Raw genomic sequence first — 10,404 nt, 5'->3', positions numbered from 1 at the left:
TTGGTGCGGGTGTTGTTGCTTCAATTATTGAGTAAAAAAGATGGCTAATCAAACAATCCGAATCCAATTGAAAGCATTTGATCACAAATTGATCGATCAATCGGCGGGTGAAATTGTTGAGACAGCGAAAAGAACAGGAGCACAAGTAAAAGGTCCTATTCCGCTGCCAACTAGAAAAGAACGCTTTACTATACTGATTTCACCGCACGTTAATAAAGACGCGCGTGATCAGTATGAGTTGAGAACTTATAAAAGGTTGCTTGATATTGTAGAGCCTACCGAAAAAACCGTTGACGCATTGATGAAGTTGGATCTTGCGGCTGGGGTTGATGTTCAAATTAAGCTTAAATAATAGCTAGAAAATAATTAGAGGAATTGGCAGATGTCAATAGGTCTTGTTGGTCGTAAATGTGGTATGACCCGTATATTTTGTGAAGATGGTACATCAGTGCCAGTTACAGTGTTGCATATCGATTCAAATCGTGTCATTCAAGTAAAAGATGTTGAAAACGATGGCTATCGGGCGATTCAGGTAGCGGCAGGTGATGTAAAGTCTTCGAAAGTTAGCAAAGCAATGGCAGGGCACTATGCTGCGGCAAATGTGACTGCTGGACGTGGCTTGTGGGAATTCAGATTGAAAGACGATGAAGGCGTTGAATTGTCTGCTGGTTCAGAGCTGAGTGTAAATGTTTTTGAAGCTGGTCAAATTATTGATGTATCAGGTACTAGTATTGGTAAAGGTTTTGCCGGTACTGTTAAACGATATAATTTCAGCATGCAAGACGCAACCCATGGTAATTCGCGTTCTCACAGGGTGCCAGGTTCGACGGGTATGAACCAAACGCCGGGTCGCGTATTTAAAGGTAAAAAAATGTGCGGGCATATGGGGGCGGTGAAAACCACTACTCAAAATCTAACTATCCATGCTGTAGATGCAGATAGAAACTTGATTTTGGTTAAAGGTGCTGTTCCTGGTGCTAAGGGAGGTGATGTTATCATTACCCCGGCAGTGAAAATGAAAAATAAAGGTTAAGATATGACTCTGCAAATACCTGCAATCAGCAATCAGAGCTCTGCATTGAGTGTTTCTGAATCTGTGTTTGGACAGGACTTTAATGAAACATTAGTCCACCAGTTAGTTGTCAAATATATGGCAGCAGCAAGAGCCGGCACAAAAGCACAAAAAAATCGTTCTGCAGTGAGTGGTGGCGGAGCAAAACCTTTTCGACAAAAAGGTACGGGGCGTGCGAGAGCGGGCACCACTAGAAGTCCAATTTGGCGTACTGGTGGGGTTACTTTTGCTGCTCAACCTAGATCATATGATCAAAAGTTAAATAAAAAAATGTACAAAGTTGGTGTGCGTTCAATTTTTTCAGAATTGTTAAGACAAGAAAGAATCGCTATCTGCGATGATATTTTGCCGAATACACCTAAAACGAAAGAATTTTTAGCAAAAATAAAAGACATCGATGCTAAGCGTATATTGATTGTCATTGATGAGCTAAATGAGAATCTTATTTTAGCGGCAAGAAATTTACCTTACATTGCAGTGGTTACTTCAACCAGTGTTGATCCAGTATCTTTAGTCTCGGCTGATATGGTAATTGCAACTACTGCCGCTTTAAAACTTATTGAGGAGCGCTTAGCATGAGCATTCAACAAGTTAAATTGGCAGGTGTTTTGACATCGCCAATTATTTCAGAAAAAAGTGCAACTGTTGCAGATACAAGCAATCAATTTGTATTTAAAGTGACAAAGTCAGCAACAAAATTACAGGTGAAGAACGCTGTTGAGTTGATGTTCGATGTGAAAGTCGACTCCGTACGCGTACTTAATGTTAAGGGTAAAGTTAAGCGTTTTGGACGTTCATTGGGTAAGCGATCAGACTGGAAAAAGGCATATGTCAAATTGCAGTCTGGTTATAGCATTGAATTAGCAACAGCATAAGTTAAAGGTCAATAGGAGCGGTAGGGCAGCATGGCTATTCTAAAATCAAAACCGACATCTCCGGGTTCTCGGTTTGTAGTGCGCGTACAAAATAATGATTTGCATAAGGGTAAGCCATTTGCGCAACTACTGGACAAAAACAGTAGATCTGGCGGTCGTAATAATACTGGTCGTATAACTACCAGGCATATTGGTGGTGGGCATAAAAAGTTCTATCGAATTATTGACTTTAAGCGCAATAAAATTGATATCCCTGGCGTTATTGAAAGATTGGAATACGATCCGAATAGAACGGCAAACATTGCCTTAATCTTGTATAAAGATGGCGAGAGAAAATACATCATTGCACCAAAGGGCGCGATCGTTGGTCAGGAGATTTTAAGCGGTGAAGTTACACCGGTAAAACCTGGAAACTGCATGCCATTGCGTAATATGCCATTGGGTGCAACAGTACATTGTGTGGAGCTTAAGCCAGGCAAAGGTGCTCAAATTGCACGTAGCGCCGGCACTTCAGTACAATTAGTTGCAAAAGATGGTGCCTACGTAACGATTAGGTTACGTTCAGGTGAAATGCGCAAGGTTATGGCTGATTGTAAAGGTGTTGTTGGTGAGGTATCAAACTCAGAGCATAACCTTATTTCCTTGGGTAAAGCAGGCGCTAAGCGCTGGAGAGGAGTGCGACCAACTGTAAGAGGTGTCGCTATGAACCCTGTAGATCATCCTCATGGTGGTGGTGAAGGTAGAACTTCTGGTGGTAGACATCCTGTATCACCTTGGGGTACACCAGCAAAAGGTTACAAAACTCGTAAAAATAAACGTACTAACAATATGATTGTTAGACGCCGTAAGCAAAAATAAGAGGTATTACTCGTGCCGCGTTCAATTAAAAAAGGTCCATTTATTGATCATCACCTGCTGAAGAAAGTTGAAGAAGCGGTGAGAGTAAATAATCGGAAACCGATTAAAACTTGGTCAAGAAGATCCATGATTAGTCCTGATATGTTGGGTCTGACCATAGCTGTGCACAATGGCAAGCAGCATGTTCCCGTTTTGATCTCAGAAAACATGGTTGGTCATAAGTTAGGTGAATTTTCTCCTACAAGAACTTATAAAGGCCATATTGTAGATAAGAAATCAAGATAGGAGTAGATATGGAAATTTCAGCAAAATTAAGTAATGCGCCTTTATCGGCACAAAAAGCAAGATTAGTTGGTGATCAAATACGTGGGCTACCCGTTGATAAAGCCCTAAATATCCTGACTTTCAGTTCAAAAAAAGCGGCAGGTATCATTAAAAAAGTTTTAGAGTCGGCAATTGCGAATGCAGAGCACAATGAAAGTGCGGATGTAGATGAATTAAAAGTATCTACAGTGTTTGTAAACGAAGCTAGAACATTAAAAAGAATTAGTGCTAGAGCGAAAGGCCGCGCTAATCACATTTTAAAAAGAACTTGTCATATAACAATTAAAGTAGCTGAAAGCTGAGAGGTATAAAATGGGTCAAAAGGTTCATCCCACGGGCATACGTCTCGGGATAGTTAAAGATTGGACTTCTAGATGGTATGCAAATAGCCAGAACTATCCTGTTCTCTTGCTGCAGGATTTAAAGGTTCGTGAATACATAAGAAAAAAATTGGCGCATGCTTCTGTGAGTAGAATCCAGATCAACCGTCCTGCCAATAACGCAAATATAACTGTACATACCGCTCGTCCAGGCATCGTTATAGGAAAAAAAGGCGAGGATATTGATGTTTTGAGACAAAAAATCTCAGCCATTATGGGTGTGCCAGTTCAAGTAAATGTTGAAGAAATAAGAAAACCTGAGCTTGATGCTTACCTGGTTGCAGAAAGCATCGCTCAGCAGCTTGAAAAACGTATTATGTATCGCAGAGCTATGAAACGTGCGGTTACAAATACTATGCGTTTAGGTGCTGAAGGCATCAAAATTACAGTCGGTGGTCGACTCAACGGTGCAGAAATTGCCCGCACGGAATGGTATAGAGAAGGTAGGGTACCTCTGCATACACTACGTGCTGATATCGACTACGGTACTGCCGAGGCCAAAACTACATACGGTATTATTGGTATTAAGGTTTGGATTTTCAAAGGTGAAGTATTTGATGTTGATGCTCATACTGCCTCATTGAACTCTGATTCTAAAAAATAGTTGAAGGAATAAGACAATGCTTCAGCCAAAAAGAACAAAATTTAGAAAACAACATACTGGAAGAAATAACGGTACTGCGCTTCGCGGTTCATCCGTTAGTTTCGGTGAGTATGGTTTAAAATCGGTAAGTCGTGGTAGAATGACCGCCCGTCAAATAGAGGCAGCGCGTAGAGCGATTAGTCGACATGTAAAACGGGGCGGTAAAATCTGGATTCGGGTATTCCCTGACAAGCCAATCACGAAAAAACCATTAGAAGTTCGTATGGGTAAAGGTAAGGGTAGCGTTGAATACTGGGTAGCGCAAATTAAACCTGGAACTATGTTATTCGAGATTGAAGGCGTATCAGAAGAATTAGCCCGTGAAGCTTTCACCTTGGCTGCTGCTAAGCTTCCAGTCAAAACAACCTTTTCTGCACGGACCATAATGTAATGAAAGCTACAGAATTAAGAAGTAAAACAAAAGAAGAGTTATTAGGCAGTCTTTTGGAACTTGCACGTGAGCAGTTCAACCTGAGAATGCAAAAAGGCACAGGTCAACTTGTTAAGTCCAGTCAAGTAAAACAAGTAAGGCGAGATATTGCCAGGATTAATACTGTTTTAAGTGAAATGGCGAGAGTCTAAGATGAATGAAAATACTGCGAAAATCCGTACCGTTACTGGTCGTGTTGTAAGTAATAAAATGGATAAAAGTGTCTCTGTTTTAGTGGAGCGCTTAGTTAAGCATCCTGTCTATGGTAAATATATCAAGCGCTCAACAAAGCTCTTGGTTCATGATGAGAATAATCAATGTCAAGAAGGTGATATCGTATCGATTACCTCTTGCAGACCATTTTCAAAAAACAAGACATTCAAATTAGTAGAAGTATTAAACGCTTCTAATAAGTAATTAAACATATAGTTGGGAATTTAAAATGATTCAGATGCAAACTAGCCTTGACGTTGCCGATAATAGCGGTGCAAAAAAGGTCATGTGTATCAAAGTATTGGGTGGGTCACACAGACGCTACGCTGGGATTGGCGATATAATAAAGGTAAGCATTAAAGATGCGATGCCTCGCACCCGGGTAAAAAAAGGCGATGTATACAATGCTTTAGTAGTAAGAACCCGCAAAGGTATTCGTAGAGCTGACGGATCTATCATTAGATTCGATGGTAATGCAGCAGTTATTTTAAATAACCAACTTCAACCACTTGGCACCCGTATATTTGGGCCAGTAACGAGAGAATTAAGAGGTGATAAATTTATGAAAATTATCTCTCTCGCTCCTGAAGTTCTTTAAATATTAGGTGCCAATATGCAGAAAATAAAACAAGGCGATGAAATAATCGTTATTGTAGGGAAAGATAAAGGAAAGTTAGGGAAAGTCAGTAAAATTGTAAACGAACAGAAAATATTAGTTGAAGGCATAAACACAGTGAAAAAACACCAAAAAGGCAACCCGAATATGGGTGTGTCTGGTGGCATTGTGGATAAAAATATGCCCATTGATATTTCTAACGTGGCTTTATTCAATCCTAAGACTAAAAAAGCAGATCGTGTTGGGTTTAGAATTCTGGAAGATGGAAAAAAAGTCAGATTTTTTAAATCAACAAATGATGTTGTCGGTCTATAAGGTAATATTGCTATGGCAAGACTAGAAGCTAAATATAAAAATGAAATTGTTCCAGTTATGCTGGAGAAATTTGCTTATAAATCAATTATGCAAGTGCCAAAACTGACAAAAATAACCATTAATATGGGTGTTGGTGAAGCAATTGCAGATAAAAAGATTTTGCAGTCTGCAATTGCAGATATGGAAAAAATCGCAGGCCAAAAAGCCGTTGTAACTCTGTCAAGAAAATCAATAGCTGGATTTAAAATTCGTGATGATATGCCGATTGGCTGCAAAGTTACATTGCGCGGCGCGAAAATGTATGAATTTTTTGATCGTCTGATTACAATCGCAATTCCTCGAATTCGTGACTTTAGAGGCATGAGCCCTAAAAGTTTTGATGGTCGTGGAAACTATTCTATGGGTGTTAAAGAGCAGATTATCTTCCCCGAGATAGACTACGATAAAATTGATGCGCTTCGTGGTATGGATATTTGTATCACAACGACAGCTAGTACCGATGATGAAGGTTTAGCGTTGTTAAAGCAATTCAATTTTCCATTCAAGAATTAAGGGCGAAGAATATGGCCAAGAAATCTATGATTGCTCGTGAAGTTAAGCGCGCAAAACTAATAAAAAAATACCAAACAAAAAGGGATGTCTTAAAAGAAGCAATTAGATCACCTAATACATCTTTTGAAGATAGAGAAAATGCTCAACTCCAACTACAAAAGTTGCCAAGAGACTCTAGTAAATCAAGATTACGTAATAGATGTAATTTGACAGGTCGCCCACACGGTTACTACCGTAAATTTGGCTTGAGTCGCAATAAGTTAAGAGAAGCAACAATGCGCGGCGACGTGCCTGGTGTCACTAAGGCTAGCTGGTAATATTGTTCCTTACGTATTTGGAGTTATAAAATGAGTATGACAGATCCAATTGCAGATATGCTGACCAGAATAAGAAACGGTCAATCTGCAGGTAAAAAAAATGTGAAGATGCCTTCTTCGAAACTTAAGATGGCAATCGCTAAGGTTTTAAAAGAAGAGGGTTATATTTCTGACTTTAAAACTGAAGCCAATGGCAATCATATGGAAATGACTGTTGATTTAAAATATTTCAATGGTGTGCCGGTTATTGATAAGGTTAAACGTGTAAGCCGACCTGGTTTGCGTATCTACAAGTCCAAAGATGAATTGCCTAAAGTTTTAGGTGGATTGGGTATCGCAATTGTTTCAACCTCCAACGGTGTTATGACAGATCGAGCTGCGCGTGCAAATGGGCACGGTGGTGAAGTGATATGCACTGTTTGCTAAAAGTTGAGGAGATATTATGTCACGAGTAGCAAATGCGCCTATCACCGTACCATCAGGTGTAGATGTCAAGTTAGACGGTAGCAGGATGGTTGTTAAAGGTAAGCTAGGTGAATTGAGTTTTGGTTTACATGAAGCTATCAAATTAGACATACAGCCTGATGAAATTAAAGTTAGCTGGGATTCTGAATCGAAAAACGCCAAAGCTTACGCTGGTACTGCGCGAGCATCAATTAACAACATGGTTAAAGGTGTTTCTGAAGGGTTCGTCAAAAAAATGCTTCTTGTAGGTGTTGGTTATAGAGCTCAAGTTAAAGATAATTTATTAACACTTTCCTTGGGTTACTCAAATCCTGTTGAGTATGTAGTTCCAGAAGGTGTTGTGGTCGAACTAGCATCTCAAACAGAATTGCACGTAAAAGGCAGCGACAAACAAAAAGTCGGTCAAGTTGCCTCAGAAATCCGCGCTTTTCGTCCACCTGAGCCATATAAGGGTAAAGGTGTAAGGCTTGCTGATGAATATGTCGCCCGTAAAGAAGCTAAGAAGAAATAGGTAACTAGATGGATAAGAAGTCAGCCCGATTAAAAAGAGCTTTGAAATTGCGTTGCAAAATCAAAAAATTCGAAGTTAATAGATTAACAATCCACAGAACATCTCAGCATATATATGCGCAGGTTTTAAGTGTGGATGGTCAGTCTACTCTTGCATCTGCTTCTACCGTGCAAGCTGATATTAAAAGTGCTTTAAAAAACACTAGTAATATTAGCGCCGCTACAGAAGTAGGTAAAAAGATTGCGGAAATCGCACTTGCTGCCGGTGTAACAGAAGTAGCATTTGACCGATCAGGTTTTAAATATCATGGCCGCGTAAAAGCACTCGCAGATGCTGCACGTGAAGCTGGATTGAAGTTTTAGGGGAATAGAATGGCAACAGCACCAGCTCAAGGTAGTACAGACGGTTTACAAGAAAAACTTGTATCCGTAAGACGCGTAGCAAAAGTTGTTAAAGGTGGTAGGGTTTTCGGTTTTGCTGCTCTGACAGTTGTTGGAGATGGCGAAGGTCGTGTTGGATATGGGGTTTCTAAAGCTCGTGAAGTTCCTGTGGCAATTCAAAAGTCACTTGAACAGGCAAGAAAAAATATGCGAAAAGTCGCTCTTAAGGGCGGTACATTGCAATATTCAGTAATGTCGGATACAGGGGCAGCAAAAGTTTACATGCAGCCTGCTTCAGATGGTACAGGTATTATTGCTGGTGGTGCGATGAGAGCTGTGTTTGAAGTTGTTGGTGTGCACAATGTTCTTGCTAAGTGTATTGGAACTAATAACCCAATTAACGTGGTTAGAGCAACAATCAACGGTTTGACCTCAATGCGTGATGCAAAGCAAATTGCCTCCAAGCGTGGCCTAACTGTTGAACAAATTACAGGATAAGTTGACATGACCTCCAAATTATTAAATGTAATGATGACTAAAAGCAAAATTGGTCGCTTAAAAAGTCATCAACAATGTTTAAAGGGCTTAGGTCTGCGTAAAATTCGGCACTCAGTGCAGGTTGCAGACACACCTGAAAATCGTGGAATGATTAATAAAGTTGCATATATGCTAAAAGTTGAGGAAGTTTAATGTACCTTAATACTATCCAGTCTACATACGGCACTAGAAAAAAACCAAAAAGAGTCGGCCGAGGCATTGGCTCAACAGATGGTAAAACATGTGGTAGAGGCCATAAAGGTCAAAAATCTCGCAGTGGTGGATTTCATAAAGTTGGCTTTGAAGGTGGTCAAATGCCGCTACAAAGAAGACTGCCTAAAGTGGGATTCTCCTCCAGAATCAAAAAATTCAGTGCAGAAGTTAGATTAAGCGAACTTAACTCGATTAACAGCGATGTAATTGATTTACAAGTCTTAATTGATAGCAATGTAATTCCTGCTTACTCTAAAAAAGTAAAGTTAATCATGTCAGGCGAGATTACAAAAGCTGTCAACTTGAAAGGCATTCTTGTAACGCCAGGTGCACGTTCACAAATTGAAGCTGCTGGCGGAAAAGTAGAGGCTTAAGTGAGTACTAAAGGGTATGATGTTCCAGCTGGAAAATTCCGGTTTGGAGAATTAAAGTCTAGGTTGTTATTTGTTCTTGGTGCCTTTGTTGTTTACAGGGTTGGAGCACATATTCCGGTACCAGGTATTGATCCAAATGCCTTGGCAGCAATGTTTGCTCAACAATCCGGATCCATATTAGATATGTTTAATATGTTCTCTGGTGGTGCCTTGATGCGGTTGAGTATATTTGCTCTAGGGATCATGCCATATATCTCAGCATCTATCATCATGCAATTGATGACCATTGTGATCCCTGCTATGGAGCAAATGAAAAAGGAAGGCGAGTCTGGTCGACGGAAAATTACTCAATTTACCCGTTACGGTACCGTTGTCCTTGCGATGTTTCAATCCATAGGTATTTCTATGGCATTGCAGAATCAAACAGCTGGTGGTCTTGCGGTAGTTATTAACCCCGGTTTAGCTTTTGTTGTAGTCACTACTTTATCGCTTGTCACTGGGACAATCTTCCTGATGTGGTTAGGTGAGCAAGTTACTGAACGTGGTATAGGTAATGGCATTTCACTTATTATCTTTGCAGGTATCGTTTCAGGCTTGCCATCGGCAATTGGTGGTACGTTAGAGCTTGCTAGAACCGGTGAAATGAATGGTGCATTCATAGTTTTGTTATTTGCTATTTCAATTGTAGTAACTGGTATCGTTGTATTTGTAGAGCGAGCGCAACGACGAATTACTATTAATTATCCTAAGCGTCAGCAAGGTAATAAAGTTTATGCCGGTCAAAGTTCTTTTTTACCGCTTAAACTGAACATGGCTGGGGTTATTCCGCCCATTTTTGCTTCCAGCATAATCTTGTTTCCTGCTACAATTGCTGGTTGGTTTGGTAACGTAGAGGGATTTACCTGGTTGCAAGACATATCTACGGTTTTGTCACCTGGTCAACCTGTGTATGTAATGTTTTATGCGCTTGCAATTGTTTTTTTCTGCTTTTTCTATACAGCTCTTGTTTTTAACTCTAAAGAAACTGCTGAAAACTTAAAAAAATCTGGTGCGTATCTACCTGGAATTAGACCTGGCGTCCAAACTACAGCATATATTGATAAGGTAATGACTCGCTTAACCATGGTGGGGGCTGTTTATATAACCTTGATTTGCTTGTTGCCTGAGTTTTTAATCGTTTACTGGAATGTGCCTTTTGCATTCGGTGGAACGTCATTGCTGATTATAGTAGTTGTTGTTATGGATTTTATTTCTCAGATGCAAACTCACCTTATGTCTCAGCAGTATGAAGGCTTGATGAAAAAAGCTAATCTAAAAAGAACATAAATA

Annotated in this window: 22 protein-coding genes; all 22 read left to right on the top strand. The window is 40.0% G+C overall.

Going from position 1 to position 10,404, the window contains the following annotated elements; all coding sequences use genetic code 11:
* Positions 1 to 40 precede the first annotated feature (40 nt).
* The 22 genes from rpsJ to secY are packed head-to-tail and all read left to right on the top strand — an operon-like array spanning position 41 to position 10,401.
* Positions 41 to 352: a 30S ribosomal protein S10 gene (gene rpsJ / locus A1359_RS20595; RefSeq protein ID WP_066987886.1), complete on the top strand. Its 312-nt coding sequence runs from the start codon at positions 41 to 43 to the stop codon at positions 350 to 352.
* 30 nt (positions 353 to 382) lie between these two features.
* Positions 383 to 1,033, top strand: a complete 651-nt coding sequence (rplC, locus tag A1359_RS20590; protein ID WP_066987884.1) for a 50S ribosomal protein L3 — start codon at positions 383 to 385, stop codon at positions 1,031 to 1,033.
* Between the two features lie 3 nt (positions 1,034 to 1,036).
* Positions 1,037 to 1,651 carry a 50S ribosomal protein L4 gene (gene rplD, locus A1359_RS20585; protein WP_066987882.1) on the top strand — a complete coding sequence of 205 codons (615 nt, stop codon included), beginning with the start codon at positions 1,037 to 1,039 and terminating at the stop codon, positions 1,649 to 1,651.
* On the top strand, positions 1,648 to 1,947 hold the full coding sequence (rplW, locus tag A1359_RS20580; RefSeq protein WP_066987880.1) for a 50S ribosomal protein L23: 300 nt from the start codon (positions 1,648 to 1,650) through the stop codon (positions 1,945 to 1,947). Before rplD ends, rplW begins: the two co-directional genes overlap by 4 nt.
* A gap of 30 nt (positions 1,948 to 1,977) precedes the next feature.
* The gene (rplB, locus tag A1359_RS20575) at positions 1,978 to 2,805 is read left to right on the top strand and encodes a 50S ribosomal protein L2 (RefSeq protein ID WP_066987878.1); all 828 of its coding nucleotides are present in this window, start codon (positions 1,978 to 1,980) and stop codon (positions 2,803 to 2,805) included.
* 12 nt (positions 2,806 to 2,817) lie between these two features.
* The gene (gene rpsS / locus A1359_RS22130) at positions 2,818 to 3,090 is read left to right on the top strand and encodes a 30S ribosomal protein S19 (protein WP_083960746.1); all 273 of its coding nucleotides are present in this window, start codon (positions 2,818 to 2,820) and stop codon (positions 3,088 to 3,090) included.
* 8 nt (positions 3,091 to 3,098) lie between these two features.
* Complete coding sequence (gene rplV / locus A1359_RS20570; RefSeq protein WP_066987875.1) at positions 3,099 to 3,431, top strand: 50S ribosomal protein L22; 333 nt, start codon at positions 3,099 to 3,101, stop codon at positions 3,429 to 3,431.
* Between the two features lie 10 nt (positions 3,432 to 3,441).
* The gene (rpsC, locus tag A1359_RS20565) at positions 3,442 to 4,113 is read left to right on the top strand and encodes a 30S ribosomal protein S3 (protein WP_066987874.1); all 672 of its coding nucleotides are present in this window, start codon (positions 3,442 to 3,444) and stop codon (positions 4,111 to 4,113) included.
* A 16-nt stretch (positions 4,114 to 4,129) separates the two neighbouring features.
* Positions 4,130 to 4,543, top strand: coding sequence for a 50S ribosomal protein L16 (gene rplP / locus A1359_RS20560; protein ID WP_066987873.1), 414 nt, complete (start codon positions 4,130 to 4,132; stop codon positions 4,541 to 4,543).
* Positions 4,543 to 4,734 carry a 50S ribosomal protein L29 gene (gene rpmC, locus A1359_RS20555; protein ID WP_066987872.1) on the top strand — a complete coding sequence of 64 codons (192 nt, stop codon included), beginning with the start codon at positions 4,543 to 4,545 and terminating at the stop codon, positions 4,732 to 4,734. Before rplP ends, rpmC begins: the two co-directional genes overlap by 1 nt.
* A 1-nt stretch (position 4,735) precedes the next feature.
* Positions 4,736 to 4,999 (top strand): 30S ribosomal protein S17, encoded by a 264-nt coding sequence (rpsQ, locus tag A1359_RS20550; RefSeq protein WP_066987871.1) that lies wholly within the window; start codon positions 4,736 to 4,738, stop codon positions 4,997 to 4,999.
* A gap of 25 nt (positions 5,000 to 5,024) precedes the next feature.
* Positions 5,025 to 5,393 carry a 50S ribosomal protein L14 gene (gene rplN / locus A1359_RS20545; protein WP_066987870.1) on the top strand — a complete coding sequence of 123 codons (369 nt, stop codon included), beginning with the start codon at positions 5,025 to 5,027 and terminating at the stop codon, positions 5,391 to 5,393.
* 15 nt (positions 5,394 to 5,408) lie between these two features.
* Complete coding sequence (gene rplX, locus A1359_RS20540) at positions 5,409 to 5,726, top strand: 50S ribosomal protein L24 (RefSeq protein WP_066987869.1); 318 nt, start codon at positions 5,409 to 5,411, stop codon at positions 5,724 to 5,726.
* A 12-nt stretch (positions 5,727 to 5,738) separates the two neighbouring features.
* Positions 5,739 to 6,278, top strand: a complete 540-nt coding sequence (gene rplE, locus A1359_RS20535; protein ID WP_066987868.1) for a 50S ribosomal protein L5 — start codon at positions 5,739 to 5,741, stop codon at positions 6,276 to 6,278.
* An 11-nt stretch (positions 6,279 to 6,289) separates the two neighbouring features.
* Positions 6,290 to 6,595, top strand: coding sequence for a 30S ribosomal protein S14 (rpsN, locus tag A1359_RS20530; protein WP_066987866.1), 306 nt, complete (start codon positions 6,290 to 6,292; stop codon positions 6,593 to 6,595).
* A gap of 30 nt (positions 6,596 to 6,625) precedes the next feature.
* Positions 6,626 to 7,021, top strand: coding sequence for a 30S ribosomal protein S8 (gene rpsH, locus A1359_RS20525; protein WP_066987864.1), 396 nt, complete (start codon positions 6,626 to 6,628; stop codon positions 7,019 to 7,021).
* Between the two features lie 16 nt (positions 7,022 to 7,037).
* Complete coding sequence (rplF, locus tag A1359_RS20520; protein ID WP_066987862.1) at positions 7,038 to 7,571, top strand: 50S ribosomal protein L6; 534 nt, start codon at positions 7,038 to 7,040, stop codon at positions 7,569 to 7,571.
* An 8-nt stretch (positions 7,572 to 7,579) separates the two neighbouring features.
* Positions 7,580 to 7,933, top strand: a complete 354-nt coding sequence (gene rplR / locus A1359_RS20515) for a 50S ribosomal protein L18 (RefSeq protein ID WP_066987860.1) — start codon at positions 7,580 to 7,582, stop codon at positions 7,931 to 7,933.
* A gap of 9 nt (positions 7,934 to 7,942) precedes the next feature.
* Positions 7,943 to 8,449, top strand: coding sequence for a 30S ribosomal protein S5 (gene rpsE, locus A1359_RS20510; protein WP_066987858.1), 507 nt, complete (start codon positions 7,943 to 7,945; stop codon positions 8,447 to 8,449).
* Positions 8,450 to 8,455: 6 nt separating this feature from the next.
* The gene (gene rpmD, locus A1359_RS20505; protein ID WP_066987856.1) at positions 8,456 to 8,641 is read left to right on the top strand and encodes a 50S ribosomal protein L30; all 186 of its coding nucleotides are present in this window, start codon (positions 8,456 to 8,458) and stop codon (positions 8,639 to 8,641) included.
* Complete coding sequence (gene rplO / locus A1359_RS20500) at positions 8,641 to 9,075, top strand: 50S ribosomal protein L15 (RefSeq protein WP_066987854.1); 435 nt, start codon at positions 8,641 to 8,643, stop codon at positions 9,073 to 9,075. The genes rpmD and rplO overlap by 1 nt, the downstream gene beginning before the upstream one ends.
* Positions 9,076 to 10,401 carry a preprotein translocase subunit SecY gene (secY, locus tag A1359_RS20495; RefSeq protein ID WP_066987852.1) on the top strand — a complete coding sequence of 442 codons (1,326 nt, stop codon included), beginning with the start codon at positions 9,076 to 9,078 and terminating at the stop codon, positions 10,399 to 10,401.
* Positions 10,402 to 10,404: the final 3 nt, after the last annotated feature.

Origin of the sequence: Methylomonas lenta (assembly GCF_001644015.1) — a bacterium.
GTDB classification, from domain to species: domain Bacteria; phylum Pseudomonadota; class Gammaproteobacteria; order Methylococcales; family Methylomonadaceae; genus Methylomonas; species Methylomonas lenta.
The sequence above is the reverse complement of the archived record's forward strand: the minus strand, read 5'-3'. Positions and strand labels throughout refer to the sequence as shown.